The sequence below is a fragment of the Paraburkholderia sp. DD10 genome (assembly GCF_049177125.1).
GTDB classification, from domain to species: domain Bacteria; phylum Pseudomonadota; class Gammaproteobacteria; order Burkholderiales; family Burkholderiaceae; genus Paraburkholderia; species Paraburkholderia terricola.
The window spans coordinates 2,310,366-2,332,328 of the sequence record NZ_CP185393.1 but is presented as its reverse complement, the minus strand read 5'-3'; the positions used below and the strand labels follow the sequence as shown (position 1 = coordinate 2,332,328).

The following is a 21,963-nucleotide window of genomic DNA, read 5'->3' as shown; positions in this document are numbered from 1 at the left end:
GCGCGTCCATTCCGCGCGCCGAGTTGAACTTGCCGTAGCCCGAATATGAACGCTCCCACTCCCACTGGTTTCCGCTGCGGCATGGTCGCGATCGTCGGCCGCCCGAACGTCGGCAAATCCACGCTGATGAACGCGCTGGTCGGCCAGAAAGTCAGTATCACGTCGCGCAAGGCGCAGACCACGCGCCACCGCATCACCGGCATTCATACGCTCGAAGACGCGCAGTACATCTTCGTCGACACGCCGGGTTTCCAGACCAAGCACAGCGGCGCGCTGAACCGTTCGCTCAATCGCGCGGTCACGTCCACGCTGACTTCGGTCGATGCCATTCTGTTCGTGATCGAAGCCGGCCGTTTCGGCCCGGACGACCAGAAGGTGCTCGACCTGATTCCGCCGTCGGTGCCCACGCTGCTGATCGCCAACAAGCTCGACCGCGTGTCCGATAAGGATTCGCTGTTCCCGTTCATGCAGCAGGTAAGCGCGCTGCGCGAGTTCAACGAAATCGTGCCGCTGTCGGCGAAAAATCCCGACGACATCAAGCGTTTGATGGCGACCGTCAAGCCGTTCCTGCCGGAAGGCGCGCCGATCTATGGCGAAGACGACCTGACCGATCGCAGCGAGCGTTTCCTCGCCGCTGAAATCCTGCGCGAAAAAGTGTTCCGCTGGACCGGCGACGAATTGCCGTACACGAGCACCGTGCTGATCGACAAGTTCGAAACCGAAGGGCGCCTGCGCCGCATTTTCGCGACCATCATGGTCGAGCGCGATACGCACAAGGCGATGATCATCGGCCAGAAGGGCGCCAAGCTGAAGCAGATCAGCACCGAAGCACGTCTCGACATGGAAAAGCTCTTCGACGGTCCGGTGTATCTGGAAACCTTCATCAAGGTAAAGAGCGGTTGGGCCGACAACGAGGCAGGACTCCGCGCGTATGGGTACGAATGACGCGTCGATGACGCTGAATTCCGACGCTGACCCGGACGACTCCCAGCCGGCCGCGCCGGCGCGCGAGCCGTCCAGACGAACCGCCAAAAAATCCTCCCCGAGCGCCGGAAGCGCGCAGGGCGCCGAGGGCGAGCCGCGCAAAGCGCCGGCGCGCCGCGCGCCCAGAAGCGCTGCGTCCGCATCCGAATACCGGATCGCGGAACAGCCCGCCTTTGTCCTGCATAGTTACCCGTATCGCGAGACCAGTCTGATCATCGACGTGCTCTCGCGCGATCACGGCCGTCTCGCGCTCGTCGCCAAGGGCGCGAAGCGTCCGCACTCCGCACTGCGCGGCGTGTTGCAAACGTTCCAGCCGCTCGCGTTGTCGTGGTCGGGCAAATCCGAAGTGCGCACGTTGACCGGCGCCGAATGGGTCGGCGGAATGCTGCCATTGACCGGCGGCGCGTTGCTCTGCGGCTTCTACGTGAACGAACTGCTGGTTAAATTCTGCGCGCGCGAAGATCCGCATCCGCAACTGTTCCATCATTACGTCGTCACGATGACGCGTCTCGCGCACGACGAGCCGCCCGTGCAGGTGCTGCGTTCGTTCGAGCGCGTGCTGCTGCGCGAAACAGGCTATGCAATGGCGCTGGATCGCACCGTCGCGCGCAAGGCGGTGCAGGCCGAGGGCCGCTACGTGTTCGACCCCGAGCGCGGCGTGCGCGAGGCGTCCGACGATCTGCCCGCGCAATGGCCGGTGGTCGCGGGACAAACCTTGCTCGATATGGAACAGGACGATTACCATCGAGCGCAGACCGTGGCGCAAAGCAAAACGCTGATGCGCTTTCTGCTCAACACTTATCTTGGCGGCACGCCGCTCGCGACGCGCCAGATCCTGATCGACTTGCAGAATCTATGAGCTTCTTTCTTACGTCGCCGACCGTGATCGACCTGGGCGTAAACATCGATCACGTCGCCACGCTGCGCAACGCGCGCGGCACGACTTACCCCGACCCGATCCGCGCCGCGTTGCTCGCCGAAGAGGCCGGCGCCGACGCGATCACGCTGCACTTGCGCGAAGATCGCCGCCATATCGTCGACGCCGACGTCCACAAGCTCCGGCCGCTCCTGAAAACGCGCATGAACCTGGAATGCGCGGTCACGCAGGAGATGCTCGACATCGCCTGTGAAGTACAGCCGCACGACGTTTGCCTCGTGCCCGAAAAACGTCAGGAGCTGACGACCGAAGGCGGCCTCGATGTCGCCGGCCAGTTCGAAGCCGTGCGCGCCGCATGCAGGCAACTCGCCGACGCGAACTCCCGCGTGTCGCTCTTCATCGACCCGGACGAGACGCAGATTCGCGCCGCGCATGAAGCCGGCGCACCGGTGATCGAGCTGCACACCGGCCGTTACGCGGAAGCGCACGACCCCGCCGAGCAGCAGCGCGAATACGAGCGCGTGGTTCGCGCGGTCGAATTCGGCGCGACGCTCGGCATCAAGGTGAATGCGGGCCACGGTCTGCATTACACGAACGTCCAGCAGATCGCCGCGATCGAAGGCATCGTCGAGTTGAATATCGGCCATGCGATCGTTGCGCACGCGATCTTCGCCGGTTGGGACAACGCGGTGCGCGAGATGAAGGCGATCATGGTCGCCGCGCGTCTCGGCGCTCGCGCCTGATGCGATCCGAGGCGGCGTCGCACATGGCGATCTACGGCATCGGCACGGACATCGTTCAGGTCAGCCGCGTGGCCGCGGTCATGACGCGCACCAAGGGCCGTTTCGCGGAAAAGGTGCTCGGGCCTGACGAGCTGCGCGTCTATCACGCGCGCCAGGCGCGTTCGGCGGCGCGCGGTCTCGCGTTTCTCGCCACGCGGTTTTCGGCGAAAGAAGCCTTCTCGAAAGCGATCGGCCTCGGCATGCACTGGCCGATGACTTGGCGCGCGCTGCAAACGCTCAACAAGCCGAGCGGCGAGCCGATGGTGGTCGCCTCGGGCGAACTGGCCGCGTGGCTCGACGCCCGCGGCATCACGGCGCGCGTGACGATCAGCGACGAGCACGATTACGCGGTGTCGTTCGTCATAGCGGAAACGGGCGCGGTGGCGCGAGAGCCCGTCGCACCGCACGCGCCCGCCAGCGACGAATAAATCTCGAAGGCGGCCGCCTTGGCCGCGTCTTTTTTTGCCCTGAGCTTCCTTCTAGCGGAATTCGATGAAAACAACTCCCGGACCGGTCATGCTCGACGTGGTCGGCAAAACGCTGAACCACGACGACAAGCGCCGCCTTGCCCATCCGATGACCGGCGGCGTGATCCTGTTCGCGCGCCACTATGAGAGCCGCGCGCAATTGATCGCGCTGACCGATTCGATCCGCGCGGTCCGCGAGGATCTGCTGATCGCGGTCGACCACGAGGGCGGGCGCGTTCAGCGTTTTCGCACCGACGGCTTCACGGTCTTGCCGTCCATGGGCAAGCTCGGCGCACTGTGGGACAGCGACGTTCTGCACGCGACCAAGGTGACGACCGCGATCGGCTACATCCTCGCCTCGGAGTTGCGCGCGTGCGGCGTCGACATGAGCTTTACGCCCGTGCTCGATCTGAACTACGGGCAGTCGCAAGTGATCGGCGATCGCTCGTTTCACCGCGATCCGCGCGTGGTGGCGCTGCTGGCGAAGAGCCTCAACCACGGCCTTGCGCTGGCCGGCATGAGCAATTGCGGCAAGCACTTTCCGGGGCACGGTTTCGCGCACGCGGACTCGCACGTCGCCATGCCGGTCGACGACCGCTCGCTCGACGAAATCCTGCGCGACGACGTGGCGCCGTATGACTGGCTCGGTTTGTCGTTGGGATCGGTGCTTCCCGCCCATGTGGTCTATCCGAAGGTCGATTCGAAGCCGGCGGGTTTCTCGCGCATCTGGTTGCAGGACGTTCTGCGCAACAAGCTGCGTTTCGAAGGCGCGATTTTCAGCGATGATCTTTCGATGGAAGCCGCGCGCCAGGGCGGCACGCTGACCGAAGGCGCGAGCGCCGCGCTGGAGGCCGGTTGCGACATGGTCTTGATCTGCAATCAGCCGGATGAAGCGGAGAAGGTGCTGGACGCGCTGCGCTTCACGCCGTCGAAGGAATCGCGGCAGCGCCTCAAACGTATGCGGCCGCGCGGCAAGGCGCTGAAGTGGAGCAAGCTGGTTGCCGACCCGCAGTATCTGCAAGCGCAGGCGTTGCTGCGTAGCGCGTTCGCATAAGCCACGCGGTAGCCACGCAGCAATCGCGCAGTGGCATTTAAGCGGACAAAAAAACGGCGCCTCGAATCAATCGAGGCGCCGTTTTTATTCAGGCCGGTTCGCCGGCCCGCAAGATCGCACGACTCAGTTCAAACGCATCCGCTGCAACTTGTTGTACAGCGTCTTCGGGCTGATCCCGAGCAGCGACGCCGCGCGATGACGCGTGCCACCCACCGCATCGAGCGTCGCGCGAATCAGCATTTCCTCGACGTCCGCGAGCGGCGTGCCGACAGTGACCTGCACGCGGCTGCCGTTCAGATCGCGGCCGTTCGCCGAAGCCGTCTCGTCGGCGCGCAACGATTCCAGCACATCGCCCGACGCGTGATACGCACGCCGCACGCGATCCTGGAGTTCCCGCACGTTGCCCGGCCATTCGTAGGCGAGACATTCGCGCAGGAAGTTCGGGCCGATCTGCTTGGCGGCTTCCGAGGTGCCGCGCGCGGCCGCTTCGAGATTCAATTCGTCGACGGTCGCCTGAGCGATCAGCGCCGCATCCTCGCCACGTTCGCGCAGCGGCGGCAGCGTGACCGCGGCGGCTTCCAGCCGCAGCGCGAGATCTTCGTGCAGGCTGCCGTCGGCGACCGCCGCGCGCGGCATTTTGCGCGTCGAGGCGATTAGCCGGAAGTCCGTCACCACCTGGTTGCTGCCGCCGACCCGCATGAAGGTCTGCGAATCGAGCGCGCGCAGCAGCGCTTCCTGCTGGACCCGCGGCAATTCGGCGATTTCGTCGATGAAGAGCGTGCCGCCGCTTGCCTGCTCGAACAGACCCGGTTCGCGCTGCTCCGCGCCGCTGAACGCACCGCGTTCGTGGCCGAACAGCAGGCTGTCGAGCGAGCGCTGCGCGGCGAGGCTGCCCGCGCTGCGGCAATCGAACGTGACGAACGGACCCTTGCGGCGCCGGCTCATGTCGTGCAGCGTGCGCGCCGCAACGTGCTTGCCGGTGCCGGCCTCGCCGGAGATCAGTACGGCGGCTTCAGTCGGGGCGATATGCTCGATCGTGTCGTAGACGTGCTGGATCGCCCCGTCGCGGCCCAGCATCGCGCCGAAACGGCCGAGCTGGCGCAGTGACGCGCGCAGCGTCTGGACTTCCTCGGTGAGTTCATACGGGCGCGGAATACGTGCGAGCAGACTGCGCAAACGCGGTATGTTGACCGGCTTGAGCAGATAGTCCCAGATGCCGTGCCGCAAGCCTTCGATCGCGCTCTCGACCGTCGCGTTGCCGGTCATCACGATCACGGGCAAGGCGCCGCCCGGCGGATGCGCCGGCAAATGCTGCAGCAAATCGAGGCCGCTGCCATCCGGCAGATTCAGGTCGACCAGCACGACGTCGGGAATGAAGCGTGTCAGCGCGGCCCGTGCCTCGGCGATCGTGGTCGCGGTATCGACGGAAAAGCCGTCGGCGGCGAGGATGGCGGACAGACCCGACAGGCTATTGGGATCGTCTTCAACAATCAGGGCGTGTGGCATGGCGAGCGCAATTTTTAATGGGCGGAATACCGTGTGGGTCGCACCAGACAGTCTCTGGCGCGACCCGCGGGCGCGATGGCTGGCCGTTACTGCCGGTCGAATGCGAGGCCACCCGGGCAGCGTTTGCCAATGCGGCGCGGGCGCGGCGACTCGGCCGGCATGAACGCGGCGCACGGCGTGTCCCTCTCCATGCAGGCGAGGCGGCGGCGATTCGACTCATGTAGTTCTGGTCCTTTTTGCTTCTCAGCGGATGCGGTGCCCGGCCTGACGTTTATGACGTGGCCAGACACGGGCACTTTCTTCACAGGGTCGGTCAGAAATCCCGGTTGCTATCGAAGAAGCGGCGTACTTCGAGTTCCGCCTCGTCCCGCGTTTTACCGTAACGCTCCTGGATCAGGCCGGTGAGTTTGTCGGCGCGGCCTTCGGCCCGGATCAGTTCGTCGTCCGTCAATTCGCCCCATGCCGTCTTGGCCTTGCCGATCAACTGCTTCCACTTGCCTTCAGCGATGTCGTTATTCATCTCGCACCTCCCGAGTTGAGAAAAAAATAAAGCCATGCTGGCGTTCTTCGATGGTAAGCAGTGACTGTGCCAGACGCGTTTATCCAAACGAATCAGCGGCTTGGGGCAGGGAGCTGGACGGCGGACGGGCAATTTTGGGAAGGTTCCCGGTAAAGTTTTCCTCAACGATACACGGCGGCGCCAAAAAGAAAAAGCGCCCAGGACGGGCGCTTTTTTTTGCCATTTTTTTCCGGCGCCGGTGTTGCCCCGGCGCCGGAGTCAGGCTTGCAGCGCGCTTAAGCGCGGCTGCGGTATTCGTGCGTACGCGTGTCGATTTCGATCTTGTCGCCGATATTGCAGAAAAGCGGCACTTGCAGTTCGAAACCCGTGTTGAGCTTGGCGTTCTTCAGCACCTTGCCCGACGACGTATCGCCCTTCACAGCCGGTTCCGTATAGATGATCTCGCGAACCAGCGTGGTCGGCAGTTCGACCGAGATCGCCTTCTCGTTATAGAACACGACTTCGCAAGCCATGCCGTCTTCGAGGTAATGCAGCGCGTCGCCCATCATCTCGCCTTCGACTTCGAACTGGTTGTAGTCGGCGTCCATGAACACGTACATCGGGTCGGCGAAGTACGAGTACGTGACTTCCTTGCGCTCGAGCACGACGACGTCGAACTTGTCGTCCGCCTTGTAGACGCTTTCCATGCCTGCGCCGGTCAGCAGGTTCTTGAACTTCATCTTGACGACGGCGGAGTTGCGGCCCGATTTGTTGTATTCGGCCTTTTGCACGACCATGGCGTCTGCGCCGATCATGACGACGTTGCCGGTGCGGAGTTCCTGTGCGGTCTTCATAAAACTGTCCTGTACGAAATAAGTAGCTTCAACTATTGCTCAACGGCATACGGCGCAAGCGGCTTCGGCGCTTCTCGCATTGCGCGCGGCGCGCCGCTTGAAGCGGGCGCGCCGGCAGCGATGCGGGAAACAAGGCCGGCTCGCTGTCGGAATCCACGATGGCGCCGCCTGTGCGCGGCTCATGCAAACCCTGCAATCCGTTACCTGCTTTTTACCCTGTGCGGGCGTGTACACGAGTGGCGCCGATGCGCTGAACACGTCCTTTCCCGATTTTCTTGCCGTTCGCCGCTGCTTACCGGGAATGATGAGAGCGGGTCGTGCCTCTTTCGAGGCACGTTGATCAGGCAGGTCGATCTGGGTAGGTTCGCTGTTGCGATCGGGCCGCGCTTGCGTCGTCGGCCGTTGGATAACCGCTTATTTTAGCTGAGTTTTTGCGAATAAGGCCAGATTTCCCGCGAGGTCGCCCACTTGCGCCAGTTCGCCCGCCCAATCGGCCGCGCGCTGCATGAGCACCGCCCGGTGGCGCTGGAATTCCGCCCAGTCCGGCCGGCCGGCGCCGTTCCACGCATGCCAGAAGCGCGCGAGGGCGTGTCGAGCGTCGGCGGGCAGCGTGCGGGCGTAGTGGGCGAGGGCGGCGTCGAGCTTGGGCAAATGGGCGTCGTCGGCTTGCGGGTAGATGTGCCAGACGAAGGGCTTCGCGGCCCATTGGGCGCGCACGAACGAGTCTTCGCCGCGCACGAAGTTGACGTCGCTTGCCCAAAGCAGCGCGTCGTAGGCGGGTTGCCGGGTAAAGGCGAGGGCGTGGGCGGTCAGACTGCCGAGTTCGGCCCGCGCGCCCGCGGCGAATGAAGGCAAGCCGAAAAAGCGCGCGATCGCACCCGAGATGCGGCCTTCCGGCACCAGCAGCACGACCGGCTCGTCGCTGTCGCGCCACTGTGCGAGCAGACTGTCGACAGCGGGGTTCTCATAGGCGAACAGCGAAACCACGGTGGCCGCGGCGGGCAGCGGCGCGCGGCCGGCGGTTTCCAGCCACCATGCTTCGCGCGCGGACGGCGACGTCTCGAACGCCGTGCGCGCGGCGTCGAGATGCCGTTCTTTCAGCACGCCGCCCGTGCCGGGACCGAGCCCCGGAAAGAAGAACGTCTTGGTGAGCGGGTAGCGCGGGTGCGGCGACGGCCGCAGGTGAAAATCCGCGACCCAGTCCTCGGCGCTCAGATATTCGAGGTTGACCCACACCGGCGCGCGCTCGCGCCGCGCCATCGCGGCGACGTAGATCGGCGGCAGTTCGCAGGCGAACGCTTCGATCACGACGTCGGCCACTTCGAGCGTAGCGCCCGCATGCGCGGGCTCGTGCCAATGTTCGATGACGATGCCGCTCAACGTCTGGCGGGCGCGTTCGAGCGCCAGCGATGGGCACAGCTTCTGGAACGCGTGCAGGTCGTCGACGAACACGCGCACCTGCCAGCCGTGTTCGCTCGCGAGCTGGCGCGCGAGGCGCCAGCACACGCCGATGTCGCCGAAGTTGTCGATCACCGCGCAGAAGATATCGCAGGCGATGGCCGGGGACGCGGCGGGCGGTGCTTCGGAATGGGGCGTGGCGGCGGACATGATGGCGCGGGGCGCGGGGCGCGGAGTCGAACGGATTCGAAGCCACGCGGAATGTTCTAAACTGGCGATTCTAAAGCACTCGTTCGCGGTGCGCGCGCCGGTTCATCGGACCGCGCGACACACGGAACAAGGCTTCGCGAGACCGTCCCATCCTACCGATTCTGCATGACCGAACCCGAAGCAACCGACGTTTTCGAGCCGAAACAAGTGCTCGCCCAATTGCCGCATCTGCCGGGCGTCTATCGCTATTACGACACGCACGGCGCGGTGCTTTACGTGGGCAAGGCGCGCGACCTCAAAAAGCGTGTCTCGAGCTACTTCACGAAGACGCTGCTGTCGCCGCGTATCGCGATGATGGTGACGCGCATCGCGCGCGTCGAGACGACCGTCACGCGTTCCGAGGCCGAGGCGCTGCTGCTCGAAAACAATCTGATCAAGGCGCTGGCGCCGCGTTACAACATCCTGTTTCGCGACGACAAGTCGTACCCCTACCTCAAGCTCACCGGTCACAAGTTTCCGCGCATGGCGTACTACCGCGGCGCCGTGGATCGCAAGAATCAGTACTTCGGTCCGTTTCCGAGCGCGTGGGCGGTGCGCGAAAGCATCCAGATCCTGCAGCGCGTGTTCCAGTTGCGCACCTGCGAAGACTCCGTGTTCAACAATCGCACGCGGCCCTGTCTGCTGCACCAGATCGGCCGCTGCACGGCGCCATGCGTCGCGGCCATCAGCGAGGAGGACTACGCGCGCGATGTCGCCAACGCGTCGCGCTTTCTGCTGGGCCGCCAAGGCGAGGTGATGAAGGAGCTCGAGCAGAAGATGCACGCGTTCGCGAGCGAGTTGAAGTTCGAGCAGGCCGCGGCGGTGCGCAATCAGATGAGTTCGTTGTCGACGGTGCTGCATCAGCAGGCAATCGAAGTCGGCAGCGATAGCGACGTCGACATTCTCGCGGTGGTGGCGCTCGGCGGCCGCGTCTGCGTGAATCTGGCGATGGTGCGCGGCGGCCGGCATCTTGGCGACAAGGCGTATTTCCCGGCGCATGTGGAAAGCGCGTTGACGGTGGACGAGGGCGGCCTCGAGGAAGGCCGCGGCGAGGCGCTGGTGGACGTCGCGGCCAATGCAGGTTTGGTCGCGCAACCAGGCACGGGCGGCGAAACCGGCTCGCCGGACGCCGCCGACGCGCTCGCGATCGCGCAAGACATGCCATCGGAAGAAGAGGAAGACGAAGACGCCGGGCTCGAAACCGAGGCAGATGACCTCGGCGAAGCGGATGCCGAAGCCGGGTCGGAATCCGAACCGTCGAAGCCGCGCAAACGCCGCGCGGCCGGCGGCATCGAGTCCGAAGTGCTCGAAGCGTTCATCGCGCAGCATTACCTGGGCAATCGCGTGCCGCCGGTGCTGGTGGTGAGCCACGCACCGTCCACCCGCGAACTCGTCGACGTGCTGATCGAGCAGGCCGGCCACAAGGTGACGGTGCTGCGTCAGCCGCAAGGCCAACGGCGCGCCTGGCTCGCGATGGCCGAACAGAACGCGCGGCTCGCGCTCGCACGCCTGCTGTCGGAGCAAGGCTCGCAGCAGGCCCGCACGCGCGCGCTCACCGATACGCTCGGCATGGAATGCGACGACCTCGCGCATCTGCGAATCGAATGTTTCGACATCAGCCACACGATGGGCGAGGCGACCCAGGCGTCGTGCGTGGTGTATCACCATCACAAGATGCAGTCGTCCGAATATCGCCGCTACAACATCACCGGCATCACGCCCGGCGACGACTACGCGGCGATGCGCCAGGTGCTCACGCGCCGCTACGAGAAGATGGTCGCGCAAGCCGCCGCGAATGCCGCCGACGAAGCCGCCGAGTTGCAAAGCGACGCGGCCGCCGATCCGTCGCTCGCGTCGGATGCCGCCGAGCCGTCGGCGGCGGGCGGCATCTTGCCGACCATCGTGCTGATCGACGGCGGCAAGGGCCAGGTCGAAATCGCGCGCCAGGTGTTCACGGAACTGGGTCTCGATACCGGCATGCTGGTCGGCGTCGCGAAGGGCGAAGGGCGCAAGGTCGGCCTCGAGACCCTGATTTTCGCCGACGGCCGCGCGCCGCTCGAACTCGGCAAGGAAAGCGCGGCCTTGATGCTGGTCGCGCAGATTCGCGACGAAGCGCACCGCTTCGCGATCACCGGCATGCGCGCGAAGCGCGGCAAAACGCGCCAGACCTCGCGGCTCGAGGAACTCGAGGGCGTGGGCGCGAAGCGGCGCCAGCGGCTGCTCGCCCGCTTTGGCGGACTGCGCGGCGTGGTGGCGGCCAGCGTCGAGGATCTGGCCAGCGTCGAAGGGATTTCACAGGCGCTCGCGGAGCAGATTTATCGGCAATTGCACTGATCCTTTGCGGCCAGATGCGCGGTGGTTGGTGCATGCGTGGGTGAAAAGCGGGTAAATAGGCGGACGAACAGGCGACGAACAGGCGACGAATAAGCGGCGCGCGGGCCCTGTCCGCGCGCCGCTTTGCTTGTGGCAGGCCTTGTGACGCGGCACAATTGCATCTCCCTTGTCAGACGCTGCGCCTGCCCATGCCGTTTAATTTCCCGATTTTCCTGACTTGGTTGCGGATCATCCTGATCCCGCTCGTCGTCGGCGTGTTCTATTTGCCTGACATGATGATGAGCCCGGCGCACCGCAATGTGGCTGCCGCGACCATCTTCGTCCTGGCGGCGCTCACCGACTGGTTCGACGGCTTCCTCGCCCGCAAGTGGAATCAGACCTCGGCGTTCGGCGCCTTTCTCGACCCCGTCGCCGACAAGCTGATGGTGACCGCGGCGTTGCTCGTGCTGGTGCAGCTCGCGCGGATCGATTCGGCGATCGCGCTTGTGATCGTCGGGCGCGAGATCGCGATTTCGGCGCTGCGCGAGTGGATGGCGCAGATCGGCGCGTCGAAGAGCGTGGCGGTGAATTCGCTCGGCAAGTTCAAAACCGCTTGCCAGATGGTCGCGATTCCAATGCTGTTGTACTACGGGCCGTTGCCGTTCGGCGGCGGCATCGTGGTCGACACGCGCGTGTGGGGCCTGTGGCTCATCTATCTGGCCGCGTTCCTGACCATCTGGTCGATGCTCTACTACATGAAGCTCGCATGGCCGCAGATCCGCGAGCGCGGCGGTGCTGTTTGAGGGCTCGTTCACGGCGCGGTTTGTCGCGGGCTCTCGCGTGTGCTGCGTCGTGCATTTCGTCCCGGTAATGGCAAGAAGGACGGGCGTGAAGACCGCGCGTTGCGACGAGACGGTGAGTGAAATCTTTTCGGTTAAAGACATTCGCAAAAGGGGTTGACACGTTTCAGCCGTTTCTCCATAATCTCGTTTCTCCGATGTGAGCAGTTCGAAACGTCGGAAGCAGTAGGCAGGCAGTAGCAGCAAGAACGCAGCAGTAAGCAGCACAAAAGCAGTAATACGCGGGAGTAGCTCAGTTGGTAGAGCGCAACCTTGCCAAGGTTGAGGTCGCGAGTTCGAGCCTCGTCTCCCGCTCCAGTTTTCGAAGCAACGCGTTGTTTGGCGAAGTAAAGGTGCAAGGCGTTGTGAAGCAGTGCAATGCGGGAGTAGCTCAGTTGGTAGAGCGCAACCTTGCCAAGGTTGAGGTCGCGAGTTCGAGCCTCGTCTCCCGCTCCATACCAAGGGGAAGCAACGCTTCCCTTTTTGTTTGGTAGGCCGGTCCCAGAGGTTGGCAGCCAGATAAACCTGCGAATCTGCAGCTAGATTCCAGTCCGCTTGCGGCGCGATAGCAAAGCGGTTATGCAGCGGCCTGCAAAGCCGTTTAGGCCGGTTCGACTCCGGCTCGCGCCTCCAGTAGTTGATGTAAGGAAAAGCCCCGACTCGTCGGGGCTTTTCTTTTTTCGGCGTCTTGTCATGCATGTCAATGCGGTGCGCGCAGTGTGATGCGAGGCGCTTTCCAATTATCGGCGCCAGGTCGATACGGTATTCAGAAGCGTCGGCTATAGGAAATCGCGACGGTGCGGCTGCGGCCATCCCGGCTATAGCTGATGGCCCAGTTGGTCAGCAATGCTCCGGTCAGCGCGCCCGCTACGTCGGCGACCAGATCCTTGTACGAAAACCCGCCGCCGCGGCACGTGCCGTCGATGCCTTCCTTGATCAAGCCAGGTATCGTACCGATCAGCGTGCCGTAAATCACGGGATGCTCGGTGTCGCGCGTCAGGTAGGCGCCCAGTGCGCCGAAAGGCGCCGAGACCGCGAAGTGCTTCAGCTTGTCGCTGTGAAACCAGCTATCCGATGTTTGCATGCGATACCCACCGCGTCCCCCGTTGCAGTCTATGTCCGCATGCGCCGCAGCGCTTACGCTCAGCATCGTGGCAAGCCAGATGCCGTGTCGCCATTTCGTTGACATGTTTTACTCCCCCTTTTGTTTCTACGTTTTCGTTTCGACGTTTTTCTTATCGGGACGCATACCGGGCCGGTACCCGATTTGCGCGTCGCCAATCTGTGTTGTCGTTTTACAGGGGGGGCATGCGTGGGAAACGTCGGTTGCCATACGACCATTCCGCCAACTGTGTGCGCTATGCCGCAGATGCGGATAATGGCGGCTTCGCGTGCGGGTAATCACGCACGGCCAAAGCCGGCATCTCGAACACCGCTGCGTTTTTCCGCTGTTGGGATTGCGCTCGGCGTCACTACGTGAATCGCTCGCTTCTTCGCATCATTTTCCCGTCCGCACCGAGGCTGCATGTATCTACAACTCACCGGCACCCAGGTCCGTCTGCTGGGCTCGATGCATCTGTTCCCCGCGGCGAGCCGCAAGATGCCGCCGTGGATCGCCGAAGCGTACGACTGGGCCGAAGCGCTGGTCTTCGAGTCCGATCCGCCGACGATCCTGCCGTTTCTGAAGGCGCATCCGCACGACGGCGCAAACCGGCTGCGGTCGCTGCTATCCGCCGATGCCTGGCACCGTCTCGAGGCGGCGTGGCCCGTCGAGGGAGCGTTGGCGCCGCTCGCCGATCTGCGTCCATGGGCGGCGTTGATCGTCGCGCCGACGTTGTTCCAGCAGGTGGTCGAAGGTGTCGAGCCGCGCATGCTGCGCTCGGCGATCACGCAAGGCAAACCGTATCGGTATCTGGAGACCGCGCAGGAAGTGGCCGCGTCGCTCGAATCGATTCCGCTCGATGCGATCGGCGCCGCGCTCGGCTTGCTGATGTCCGATCTGGCGGAACCGCAGCGCACGCTCGAGCGGATGCACGCAGCCTGGCTGGACGGCGATCTGGCCGAGGTGCAGCGCATCGCCGCCGAATCACCGATGTTCAATTTACCGGGCATCCGCGAGGCGATTCTCGATGCACGCAATCGCGCCTGGGCGGCGCGTTTGAAGGACTTTCCAACGCGTCCCGAACGGACGTTGGTCGTGGTGGGCGCGCTGCATCTGTGCGGTCCCGGCAACCTGATCGACTGTCTCGCGCATCCCGTCGAACCGGTTTTTGCGAGCACGTAGCGGATTCGCGTCTCGCATGCCTCGCGGCATCATGAGCTGAGCGTGAACGCCTGTATTCGCCCGCACCTGCTCGACGCGCGCAACGCCCAGGCTCAGCGCGGTTATCAGATCCGCCATAGCGTTGGCCAGAAGCAATACGATCCGGTGCGGCATGGCGCGATCGGCGAACTGCTGGCGGCGGCCGATGCCGCGATGTACCGCCACAAGCAGGCGTCGAAAGCGCGCACCGTTCATAGCCGCTGAACGCGGCTCGGGGCGTCAGCGGGACCGGACGTGCTTCATGCGCCGCGAGCGTCTCCCGCTGCTTTTTGCGCATGCATCGTCACGATGCGCGCGCTGCCGCATGGCTTAAGCGCAGCGCGCCCGGCATAATTGCGGATCGCCGCCACCAGGTCCGGCCCACTTCTTTGAGCCTTTCCATGAACGAACCGAAGCACACTGCCGCCGCGCGGCTCGCTGAAATCGAATGGCGCTGGAAAGCCTTCGACGAACTCACGAGCGCCGAAGTCTATGCCATGCTGGCCGCCCGCAGCGCGGTATTCGTCATCGAACAGAATTGCCTGTATGGCGATATCGACGGGCTCGATACCGACGCCTGGCATCTATTAGCCTACGGGCCCGGCGCAACGCGTCCGCCGCTGGCCGGCTATCTGCGCGTGCTGTTGCCCGACGCCGATGATGCCGATATCCGTATCGGTCGCGTGCTGACCACCGCGGATTTTCGCGGCATCGGTCTCGGCAACGCGATGCTCGAACGCGCGCTCGAACACATCCGCGCGCAGTGGCCGCGGACGCCGGTTCGTTTGCATGCGCAGGCGCATCTTCAAGGTTTTTATGGGGCGTTCGGCTTCGCGCCGGTATCGGAAATCCACGAAGAGGACGGCATTCCGCACGTCTGGATGCGCTCGGCCTGAGCGTCGTCACGAAGCCCGGCGCGTGCGCGCCGAACGGCCGGCTCCCGTGCTGGACGCCTGGCTCAGCGTTGGCCGCGCGCCAACGCTTGCGCCGCCAGCGCGCGCCGTTCGCCGCGCAGGCGTCCGCGAGCGGAGAGCCGCATCCAGTGACGCAGCGCCACCAGCGCGCCGATCACGCTCATCATCGAGCCCGGAATCCACAGCAATAGCCCGCCGATCTGCTGATCGCGCATCGGACTCAGCCACGTGAAGGCACGGCCGCAGATCGAATAGATCGGATACAACTCGCGGGGCGTGAAGAAGATGAACGCGCCGAGGATGATTTGCGGCGGTATCGCGGCGATCACCACCAGCACGCGCTTGCCGGGCGACAAACGCGCCGGCGGCGCCGGCCGCGGATCGAGCACGAGCCACCAGAACAGCAGGCCGTCGATCACCATGCTCCAGTTCATCACGCGATAAAGCCGCCAGTCGAGCATCGCGACGAAATGCACCGGCGACATCAGCCAGAAGTAAATCAGGCCGACGAACAACGTGACCGCGACCACCGGATGCATCACGATATCGAGCAGTTTGCGCACCGCCGGGGTTTCGAGCGCGGGCCGCACGAAGCGCTGCCGCCAGTCGAACGGAATCCCCGCGCGCAATGCGGTGCCCGGATACGACAGCGCAATGAAGAACGGCCCGAGGTGATGCAGCACCAGATGCTGCGCGCGATGCATGAAGAACTCATGCTCGAAGAAATAATCGAGCCGCGTATGCAGGGCGACGTATAACGCCACCAGCCCGAACCAGAAGGAAACGCGCCGGGCGACCGACAGCCTCGCCTTGCGCGCGCCGCGCACGAAGAGGATCGCCGGCACCAGCAGGGCGATCACGACGGTCGGCGAAAACTCCCAGGGATCGAGCCAGTAGAGCAGGTTCATCGCGGCGGGTTACTTGATCTGGGCCGGCGATTTGACGGCGAACGGCGCGTCGAGCGTTTCGCCGTCGGAGAACTTCAGCTTGAGACGCACCGTGTCGCCCGGTGCGATCTTGCGCTTCGCATCTTCGAGCATGATGTGATAGCCGCCCGGCGCAATCGCCACCTGGCCGTGCGCGGGCACCGTGAGCTTGTCGACCATCACCATCTTCTGCGACGAACCGTTCGACACGGTCTGATGCAGCATTGCGTCGCCATAATCGCTGCTCGAAATATCGACGAGATCGACCGGCTTATCGCTGGCATTCACGAGCGTCGCGTAGCCGGCGGCGGGCAAGTTGTTGGGCAGCCAGCGGACCCAGGCGTCCTTGACGCTGATCGCCTGCGCGCCGGCGGCTTGCGCGGCCGGAGCGAAACCGAACGAAAGGGCGAGGGTGCAGGCGAGGGCGGCGAACGTTTTTTTCTTGATCGACATAAGTGGAATCGGAAAGGTCAGGAGCGGTCATCGATGATACGGCGCAGGTCCTGCGCGATCGCATCGGGGGTGTCGTGGTCGGTGGCCAGCAGACGCGCGCGGCCTTGCGGATCGAACACGTAGACGGCGGAGCTATGAGTCACTTCGTAGCTGCCATTCGGGTCGCGCTTTTCCATCTGATAGGCGACGCGGTAGCGCTTGGCGAGCGACTCGATTTGCCGGTCGGTGCCGGTCAGCCCTTCGGCGTGTTGCGAGTCGAAGGCGCCGACGTAATCGTGCAAGGCTTGCGGCGTATCTCGCGCGGGATCGACGGTAATGAACAGGATGCGCACTTTTCGCGCGTCGGGGCCGAGCTTGCCGAGCACTTGCATTAGCCGGCCCATCGTTTCCGGGCAGACATCCGGGCAATGCGTGTAGCCGAAGTAGACCAGCGCGGTGCGGCCCTTGAACGAATCGCCGTCGACGGCGCGGCCGTCGTCGGCGGTCAGCGTGAAGTCGAGGTCCGGCAAGTGGCCGGTCACATTGGTTAGGTGCCAGGGCTCGGCGCGTTGCGTGCAGCCGCCGAGCGCTGCCAGCGCGGCGATCGCGACGACCGCGCGCAGCGCTAACCGTTGCACCAGGCGCGGCCGGTCTGACGGTGCGCGATCGGCTTGCCGGCGTCGGGATGAGATGGTCGGGAACAAAGCAGGTATCAATGACTCGATTAAAAAGCGGCGCTTGAAGGGCAGCCGCCATCGCCGCCAAGACGCGCGATCGTGCAAATATGAACGTGACCGCAACGGTCCGCGTGGCAGCGACTGTATCGCAAAATCTCCGGCGGCGTCGTCGAGCGCCCGCTGGCGCGCGGTTTGCGAGGCAATTTGACGCACGCCGATGAAAGCCGGCCGCAGCCTGATCGTTCTCTTTTTGAATGCAATCCGAAGCGGTCTTGCCGCGCGCCGTCAAGCCGAGCCTGTGTCCTCGCTTACTTTCTCGAAAAATTGACTGATGCGCGGTAAGATGCGCACACTTTTCCGGCCGCACAAGGCTGAAAGGCAAAACCAACCGATGCAAGTACTTCCGGCTGTCCTGTCTCCGAGCGAGACGGCATTTTTCTTCGATTTCGACGGTACGCTCGTCGAGCTCGCACCCACGCCGGATGGCGTGCAGGTCGAACCTCGCGTGGTCGAACTGCTGAGCGAACTGCGGCGTTTGACGAACGGCGCGGTCGCGGTGGTATCCGGCCGCGGCATCGACAGTATCGACGCGTTTCTCGGCATGCCCGACCTGCCGATTGCCGGCCTGCATGGCGCCGAGCGGCGCGACGCGAACGGCGACACGCAGCGCATCGGCTTTCACGATCAGCGGCTGTTGCGAATGGAGCAGGTGCTCGCGCAGGTGGTCAACGAACATCCCGGCATGCTGCTCGAAATCAAGGGCGCGGCGCTCGCGCTGCACTATCGCAACGCGCCCGACCGCGAGCCGGTGGCGCGCGAGGCGACCGAGCGTCTGGTGGCCGATTACCCCGGCGCATACGTGCTGCAGCCCGGCAAGATGGTCTATGAAATCAAGCCGAAGGACGTCGACAAGGGCCGCGCGATGCGCGCGTTCCTGGACGAGCCGCCGTTCGTCGGCCGCTTCGCGGTGTTCGCCGGCGACGATCTGACCGATGAGAAAGGCTTTGCCGTCGTCAACGAGCGCGGCGGCCTGTCGATCAAGGTCGGCGTGGGCGAGACGATGGCGCATACGCGCATCGAATCGGTCTCCGCGCTGCTCGACTGGGTCGAATCGATTATCGCGGCGGCGCGCAGGGCATGATCGCCACGCCGCGCCGCTCAACGCACCTAACGCACCGTATCGGGAATCGCGCTTCATGAGCCGACTGATCATCGTATCGAACCGGGTTGCGCCGATCTCGGAGGGCGGCCCGGCGGCGGGTGGTCTGGCGGTCGGCGTGTACGACGCGCTGAAGGAAACCGGCGGCATGTGGTTCGGCTGGAGCGGCGACGTGCTGAGCTCGGGTCAGCCGCGGATCAAGGTCGAGGAGCGCGGGCCGGTGACCTTCGCGACCATCGCGCTGATGCGTCGCGACTACGATCAGTACTATCGCGGCTTCTCGAATGCGACGCTCTGGCCCGCGTTCCACTACCGCGCCGATCTATTGCACTACGACCGGCACGACTTCGAGGGCTACAGGCGGGTCAACGCATGGCTCGCGCAGCAACTCGTGCCGCTTCTGCGCGACGACGACGTGATCTGGGTCCACGACTATCACCTGATTCCGTTCGCGCAGGCGTTGCGCGCGGCCGGTGTGAAAAATCGCATCGGCTTCTTTCTGCATATTCCGTTTCCGGCTTCGCAGGTGCTGCTCGCGGTGCCACCGCATCGGGAACTGGTCGAGGCGCTGTGTTCGTTCGATCTGCTGGGCTTCCAGACCAGGCCGGACTTGCGCGCGTTCTGCGATTACATCGTCAACGAGGCGAACGGCACAGTCGACGCATCGGCGAGCGGTCCGCTCACCGTTCACGCGTTCGGCCGCACGTTGCGCGCGTCGGCGTACCCGATCGGCGTCTATCCGGACGAGATCGCCGAACTGGCGAAAGCCGGCGAGCGCGGTAAACCGGTGCGCACGATGAAGGCGACGCTGCATTCGCGCAAGCTGATCATGAGCGTGGACCGCCTCGATTATTCGAAGGGGCTGGTCGAGCGTTTCCGTGCCTTCGAGCGTCTGCTCGAACATGCGACGGCGCAACGCAACAAGGTGTCGTTCCTGCAGATCGCGCCGCCCACGCGCGCCGACCTGCACGCGTACCAGGACATTCGTCTGCAACTCGAAGGAGAGTCGGGACGCATCAACGGCCGCTTCGCCGAACTGGACTGGACGCCGATTCTCTACATTCACAAGCAATACGAGCGCTCGGTGCTGGCCGCGCTGTTTCGCACCGCGCACGTCGGTTATGTCACGCCGTTGCGCGACGGCATGAACCTCGTCGCCAAGGAATATGTGTCGGCGCAAGACCCGGAGAATCCGGGCGTGCTCGTGCTGTCACGCTTTGCCGGCGCGGCGCAGGAACTGGATGGCGCGCTGATCGTGAATCCGGTCGATATCGACGGCATGGCCGAAGCGCTTGCTCGCGCATTGGACATGCCGCTTGCGGAGCGCCAGGCGCGTCATCGCGACATGATGGTGCAGTTGCGGGAGAACAATGTGTCGGTGTGGCGCGATAACTTCATGCGCGATCTGCAAGGTGTCGACGGCGCGGGGAATGGTGCACGGAGCACCAGAAGCGGGAAGGTGCGCGCCGTGGCGGGGAAAAAGGCGGCGCGCGAAACGCTGGCCGGATAGCGCTTTAAAAAGGCTGCCTTCCGAGGTTCGGAAAAACAGAAAAGCCGCTTTCAGCGGCTTTTCTGTTTGCAGCTTGCTGACGGGTTGCAGCGCGGGGTTACAGCGCGGGGTTACAGCGCGTCGCGCGTGGCTCAGACCACGTGCTGTTCGTCGACTTTCTTGCCGCCGACATGCAGCGTCGCGCCCTTGCCGTACTGCTTCGACAGCAGATCGCGATACAGACCGGGGCGCAGGCGCAGCTCTTCCGGGCTGCCGTCGTCGATTACCTTGCCGGCGCTCATCACGATGATCCGGTCGAAGTTGTTCAGCGTCGACAGGCGGTGCGCGATCGCGACCACCGTGCGGCCCACCATCAGGCGGTCGAGCGCTTTCTGGATCGCTTCTTCCGACGCGCTGTCGAGTGCCGAGGTGGCTTCGTCCAGCAGCAGGATCGGCGCGTTCTTCAGGATCGCCCGAGCGATCGCGATGCGTTGACGCTGGCCGCCGGAAAGCTTCACCCCGCGGTCGCCGACAATCGTGTCGAAGCCTTCCGGCATCGCCTCGATGAAGTCCGTGCAACGCGCCTCGCGGGCGGCGGCGAGCACTTCTTCGCGGCTCGCCTCAGGACGGCCATAGGCGATGTTCTCGTACACGGTGCGATGGAACAGCGAGATATCTTGCGGCACCAGCGCGATCGCATGGCGCAGGCTGTCCTGAGTGATCGTGGCGATGTCCTGGCCGTCGATTTTGATCGCGCCGCCCTGGGTCTCATAGAAACGCTGCAGCAGCGCCAGCACGGTGGACTTGCCCGCGCCCGACTTGCCGATCAGGCCGACCCGCTGGCCCGCCTCGATATGCAAATCGAAGTGATCGAGAATCGGACGGCGGCGCGGGTAGGCGAACGTCACGCCTTCGAAGTCGACCCGGCCGCCTTGCGGCACGAGTTCCGTCGCGCCGTCGCGATCCGGCATGCCGTGCGGCTCGAGCAGCGTGCGCACGGCCTCCGCGAGCCGCGCCACGTGCTGCGTGACGTCGACGAGCGCTACGGCCAGATCGCGCGTGCCGTGCAGAATCGTGAAGCCGAGCGAACTGACGAGCACGATGTCGCCGGAAGTCGCCCGGCCCTGGTCCCACAGCCACAGCGCCCAGCCGAGCAAGCCGGCCGAGAGCAACGCGGTGATCACCGCGTGCAGCAGGCGCAGCTTCTCCAGATACAGCAGGCTCTGCTGGCGCGCCTCCATTTCCGCCTTGACGGTCGCGCCGAAACGCTGCTGCTCGCGAAACGTCATGCCGAACGCGCGCACGAGGCCCATGTTGCTGATCACGTCGACCAGTTCGCCGTCCACGGAGGCCGCCCGGGTGGCGAAATGATGATGACGCGCCGAGCCGCGGCCGGCGAGCTTGTACAGCACGACCGACAGGATCGCCGAGCACAGCATCAGGCCGCCGGCCATCAGCGGATTCACCGCGGTGATCATCACGATCGCGCCGAGCACCGCGATGCACGGCGGCAGCACGTTCCAGGCGGTGGTGTTCTCGGCGGTGTACACCGCGTTCGAGGTGGCCGTGATCCGGCTCGCGAGCATGCCCGGCTGCTTCTCCGAGTAATAGGTCGGCGAGTGTCCGCTCAAATACTGGAACAGATCGCGCCGCAAGTCGCCGGTCACGGCGACGAACGTGTGCGCCGCGACCCAGCCGCCGACCCGCCACAGCAGGTTGTCGGCGGCGATCAGGCCGACCAGGATGGCGAACGCCCCCCACAGCGGACCGGGATGATGCCGGCCCTGGCCGAGCACGTCGATCAGGTGTTTGATCGCGTATTGCGATGCGAGCGCACAGCCCACGGCCGCGAATACGCTGCACACGACGATCGCATGCGCGAGCGGGTGGCGGCGAATAAAGCGGAAAAGAAACGCAAGCGGCCGATGCGCATAGCTCGCGAGCTTTGCGTTCTGGGCGTTGCGCTGGGCGATGGTTAAGTGTTCCAAATTGATCGTGGGTTCGATGGGTTTCGGCTTGCGCATGCAAAGCGCGGGCCATACGGAAAAAAGGGTTCGCCGCGAACCCGATGCTTCGCATTGTAAACATGCAAAAGCGATTACGCCCTGGGTATCCGGGCCGTGACGCGAGTGATTTCGCGATAGAACTGCACAACCTGTAGTTGCTCGACCGCCCAGCACGGCGTGGGGTTCACGCCGGCTGCGAAAAGTTTCGAGATACAATTACAAATTGCCTTCAACCG

21 protein-coding genes and 3 tRNA genes are annotated in these 21,963 nt (G+C 64.4%); 15 read left to right on the top strand and 9 right to left on the bottom strand.

Features of this window, described 5'->3' with window-relative positions; genetic code table 11:
• The first annotated feature begins 45 nt into the window (after window positions 1-45).
• The 5 genes from era to nagZ all read left to right on the top strand — a co-directional run bounded on the left by era (window position 46) and on the right by nagZ (window position 4,164).
• On the top strand, window positions 46-945 hold the full coding sequence (era, locus tag ACOCG7_RS25695; protein ID WP_073431801.1) for a GTPase Era: 900 nt from the start codon (window positions 46-48) through the stop codon (window positions 943-945).
• The gene (gene recO, locus ACOCG7_RS25690) at window positions 932-1,843 is read left to right on the top strand and encodes a DNA repair protein RecO (RefSeq protein WP_073431802.1); all 912 of its coding nucleotides are present in this window, start codon (window positions 932-934) and stop codon (window positions 1,841-1,843) included. Before era ends, recO begins: the two co-directional genes overlap by 14 nt.
• Window positions 1,840-2,604 (top strand): pyridoxine 5'-phosphate synthase, encoded by a 765-nt coding sequence (gene pdxJ, locus ACOCG7_RS25685; protein ID WP_073431803.1) that lies wholly within the window; start codon window positions 1,840-1,842, stop codon window positions 2,602-2,604. The genes recO and pdxJ overlap by 4 nt, the downstream gene beginning before the upstream one ends.
• A gap of 23 nt (window positions 2,605-2,627) precedes the next feature.
• Window positions 2,628-3,071: a holo-ACP synthase gene (gene acpS / locus ACOCG7_RS25680; RefSeq protein WP_073431818.1), complete on the top strand. Its 444-nt coding sequence runs from the start codon at window positions 2,628-2,630 to the stop codon at window positions 3,069-3,071.
• Window positions 3,072-3,135: 64 nt separating this feature from the next.
• The gene (nagZ, locus tag ACOCG7_RS25675; RefSeq protein ID WP_073431804.1) at window positions 3,136-4,164 is read left to right on the top strand and encodes a beta-N-acetylhexosaminidase; all 1,029 of its coding nucleotides are present in this window, start codon (window positions 3,136-3,138) and stop codon (window positions 4,162-4,164) included.
• A 123-nt stretch (window positions 4,165-4,287) separates the two neighbouring features.
• Here the strand turns inward: nagZ and ACOCG7_RS25670 are convergent, their stop codons facing one another.
• From ACOCG7_RS25670 to earP, 4 genes are all read right to left on the bottom strand, one after another.
• Window positions 4,288-5,670: a sigma-54-dependent transcriptional regulator gene (locus ACOCG7_RS25670; RefSeq protein WP_073431805.1), complete on the bottom strand. Its 1,383-nt coding sequence runs from the start codon at window positions 5,668-5,670 to the stop codon at window positions 4,288-4,290.
• Window positions 5,671-5,983: 313 nt separating this feature from the next.
• Entirely contained in the window at window positions 5,984-6,190 is a 207-nt protein-coding gene (locus tag ACOCG7_RS25665) for a CsbD family protein (RefSeq protein ID WP_083086595.1), read from the bottom strand.
• Window positions 6,191-6,465: 275 nt separating this feature from the next.
• Window positions 6,466-7,023: an elongation factor P gene (gene efp / locus ACOCG7_RS25660; protein ID WP_012433870.1), complete on the bottom strand. Its 558-nt coding sequence runs from the start codon at window positions 7,021-7,023 to the stop codon at window positions 6,466-6,468.
• Between the two features lie 414 nt (window positions 7,024-7,437).
• Window positions 7,438-8,631, bottom strand: coding sequence for an elongation factor P maturation arginine rhamnosyltransferase EarP (gene earP, locus ACOCG7_RS25655; RefSeq protein WP_421377833.1), 1,194 nt, complete (start codon window positions 8,629-8,631; stop codon window positions 7,438-7,440).
• Between the two features lie 165 nt (window positions 8,632-8,796).
• Between earP and uvrC the strand changes: the two genes are divergently transcribed.
• The 5 genes from uvrC to ACOCG7_RS25630 all read left to right on the top strand — a co-directional run bounded on the left by uvrC (window position 8,797) and on the right by ACOCG7_RS25630 (window position 12,455).
• Window positions 8,797-11,004, top strand: a complete 2,208-nt coding sequence (gene uvrC / locus ACOCG7_RS25650) for an excinuclease ABC subunit UvrC (RefSeq protein ID WP_073431807.1) — start codon at window positions 8,797-8,799, stop codon at window positions 11,002-11,004.
• A gap of 188 nt (window positions 11,005-11,192) precedes the next feature.
• Entirely contained in the window at window positions 11,193-11,786 is a 594-nt protein-coding gene (gene pgsA, locus ACOCG7_RS25645) for a CDP-diacylglycerol--glycerol-3-phosphate 3-phosphatidyltransferase (protein ID WP_073431808.1), read from the top strand.
• Between the two features lie 278 nt (window positions 11,787-12,064).
• Window positions 12,065-12,140, top strand: a tRNA-Gly gene (locus tag ACOCG7_RS25640).
• Window positions 12,141-12,202: 62 nt separating this feature from the next.
• Window positions 12,203-12,278, top strand: a tRNA-Gly gene (locus tag ACOCG7_RS25635).
• Window positions 12,279-12,381: 103 nt separating this feature from the next.
• A tRNA-Cys gene (locus tag ACOCG7_RS25630) sits at window positions 12,382-12,455 on the top strand.
• A gap of 133 nt (window positions 12,456-12,588) precedes the next feature.
• Here the strand turns inward: ACOCG7_RS25630 and ACOCG7_RS25625 are convergent.
• On the bottom strand, window positions 12,589-13,011 hold the full coding sequence (locus tag ACOCG7_RS25625) for a hypothetical protein (protein WP_073431170.1): 423 nt from the start codon (window positions 13,009-13,011) through the stop codon (window positions 12,589-12,591).
• A 336-nt stretch (window positions 13,012-13,347) separates the two neighbouring features.
• Between ACOCG7_RS25625 and ACOCG7_RS25620 the strand changes: the two genes are divergently transcribed.
• From ACOCG7_RS25620 to ACOCG7_RS25610, 3 genes are all read left to right on the top strand, one after another.
• On the top strand, window positions 13,348-14,106 hold the full coding sequence (locus ACOCG7_RS25620; RefSeq protein WP_083086599.1) for a TraB/GumN family protein: 759 nt from the start codon (window positions 13,348-13,350) through the stop codon (window positions 14,104-14,106).
• Window positions 14,107-14,148: 42 nt separating this feature from the next.
• Window positions 14,149-14,349 (top strand): hypothetical protein, encoded by a 201-nt coding sequence (locus ACOCG7_RS25615; protein WP_083086600.1) that lies wholly within the window; start codon window positions 14,149-14,151, stop codon window positions 14,347-14,349.
• Window positions 14,350-14,525: 176 nt separating this feature from the next.
• Window positions 14,526-15,020, top strand: a complete 495-nt coding sequence (locus ACOCG7_RS25610; RefSeq protein ID WP_083086602.1) for a GNAT family N-acetyltransferase — start codon at window positions 14,526-14,528, stop codon at window positions 15,018-15,020.
• A gap of 62 nt (window positions 15,021-15,082) precedes the next feature.
• On the opposite strand, the gene ACOCG7_RS25605 is transcribed toward ACOCG7_RS25610, so the two are convergent.
• From ACOCG7_RS25605 to ACOCG7_RS25595, 3 genes are read right to left on the bottom strand one after another with little or no spacing between them, the layout of a single operon-like run.
• A complete protein-coding gene (locus tag ACOCG7_RS25605; protein WP_083086603.1) occupies window positions 15,083-15,946 on the bottom strand; it encodes a cytochrome c oxidase assembly protein in 864 nt (287 codons plus the stop codon).
• 9 nt (window positions 15,947-15,955) lie between these two features.
• The gene (locus ACOCG7_RS25600; protein ID WP_244744794.1) at window positions 15,956-16,417 is read right to left on the bottom strand and encodes a copper chaperone PCu(A)C; all 462 of its coding nucleotides are present in this window, start codon (window positions 16,415-16,417) and stop codon (window positions 15,956-15,958) included.
• A gap of 17 nt (window positions 16,418-16,434) precedes the next feature.
• Complete coding sequence (locus tag ACOCG7_RS25595; RefSeq protein WP_143326731.1) at window positions 16,435-17,121, bottom strand: SCO family protein; 687 nt, start codon at window positions 17,119-17,121, stop codon at window positions 16,435-16,437.
• 343 nt (window positions 17,122-17,464) lie between these two features.
• On the opposite strand from ACOCG7_RS25595, the gene otsB reads away from it, so the two are divergent.
• Window positions 17,465-18,214 carry a trehalose-phosphatase gene (gene otsB / locus ACOCG7_RS25590; protein WP_083086664.1) on the top strand — a complete coding sequence of 250 codons (750 nt, stop codon included), beginning with the start codon at window positions 17,465-17,467 and terminating at the stop codon, window positions 18,212-18,214.
• Window positions 18,215-18,269: 55 nt separating this feature from the next.
• Complete coding sequence (otsA, locus tag ACOCG7_RS25585) at window positions 18,270-19,742, top strand: alpha,alpha-trehalose-phosphate synthase (UDP-forming) (RefSeq protein ID WP_083086607.1); 1,473 nt, start codon at window positions 18,270-18,272, stop codon at window positions 19,740-19,742.
• Window positions 19,743-19,873: 131 nt separating this feature from the next.
• Here otsA and ACOCG7_RS25580 read toward each other — a convergent pair whose 3' ends face one another.
• Window positions 19,874-21,745, bottom strand: a complete 1,872-nt coding sequence (locus ACOCG7_RS25580; protein WP_193615301.1) for an ABC transporter ATP-binding protein — start codon at window positions 21,743-21,745, stop codon at window positions 19,874-19,876.
• Window positions 21,746-21,963: the final 218 nt, after the last annotated feature.

Bases quoted from the DNA above. Each gene is read 5' to 3' on its own strand.
- era (WP_073431801.1), top strand. From the start codon at position 46: ATGAACGCTCCCACTCCCACTGGTTTCCGCTGCGGCATGGTCGCGATC.
- recO (WP_073431802.1), top strand. From the start codon at position 932: ATGGGTACGAATGACGCGTCGATGACGCTGAATTCCGACGCTGACCCG.
- pdxJ (WP_073431803.1), top strand. From the start codon at position 1,840: ATGAGCTTCTTTCTTACGTCGCCGACCGTGATCGACCTGGGCGTAAAC.
- acpS (WP_073431818.1), top strand. From the start codon at position 2,628: ATGGCGATCTACGGCATCGGCACGGACATCGTTCAGGTCAGCCGCGTG.
- nagZ (WP_073431804.1), top strand. From the start codon at position 3,136: ATGAAAACAACTCCCGGACCGGTCATGCTCGACGTGGTCGGCAAAACG.
- ACOCG7_RS25670 (WP_073431805.1), bottom strand. From the start codon at position 5,670: ATGCCACACGCCCTGATTGTTGAAGACGATCCCAATAGCCTGTCGGGT.
- ACOCG7_RS25665 (WP_083086595.1), bottom strand. From the start codon at position 6,190: ATGAATAACGACATCGCTGAAGGCAAGTGGAAGCAGTTGATCGGCAAG.
- efp (WP_012433870.1), bottom strand. From the start codon at position 7,023: ATGAAGACCGCACAGGAACTCCGCACCGGCAACGTCGTCATGATCGGC.
- earP (WP_421377833.1), bottom strand. From the start codon at position 8,631: ATGTCCGCCGCCACGCCCCATTCCGAAGCACCGCCCGCCGCGTCCCCG.
- uvrC (WP_073431807.1), top strand. From the start codon at position 8,797: ATGACCGAACCCGAAGCAACCGACGTTTTCGAGCCGAAACAAGTGCTC.
- pgsA (WP_073431808.1), top strand. From the start codon at position 11,193: ATGCCGTTTAATTTCCCGATTTTCCTGACTTGGTTGCGGATCATCCTG.
- ACOCG7_RS25625 (WP_073431170.1), bottom strand. From the start codon at position 13,011: ATGTCAACGAAATGGCGACACGGCATCTGGCTTGCCACGATGCTGAGC.
- ACOCG7_RS25620 (WP_083086599.1), top strand. From the start codon at position 13,348: ATGTATCTACAACTCACCGGCACCCAGGTCCGTCTGCTGGGCTCGATG.
- ACOCG7_RS25610 (WP_083086602.1), top strand. From the start codon at position 14,526: ATGAACGAACCGAAGCACACTGCCGCCGCGCGGCTCGCTGAAATCGAA.
- ACOCG7_RS25605 (WP_083086603.1), bottom strand. From the start codon at position 15,946: ATGAACCTGCTCTACTGGCTCGATCCCTGGGAGTTTTCGCCGACCGTC.
- ACOCG7_RS25600 (WP_244744794.1), bottom strand. From the start codon at position 16,417: ATGTCGATCAAGAAAAAAACGTTCGCCGCCCTCGCCTGCACCCTCGCC.
- otsB (WP_083086664.1), top strand. From the start codon at position 17,465: ATGCAAGTACTTCCGGCTGTCCTGTCTCCGAGCGAGACGGCATTTTTC.
- otsA (WP_083086607.1), top strand. From the start codon at position 18,270: ATGAGCCGACTGATCATCGTATCGAACCGGGTTGCGCCGATCTCGGAG.
- ACOCG7_RS25580 (WP_193615301.1), bottom strand. From the start codon at position 21,745: ATGCGCAAGCCGAAACCCATCGAACCCACGATCAATTTGGAACACTTA.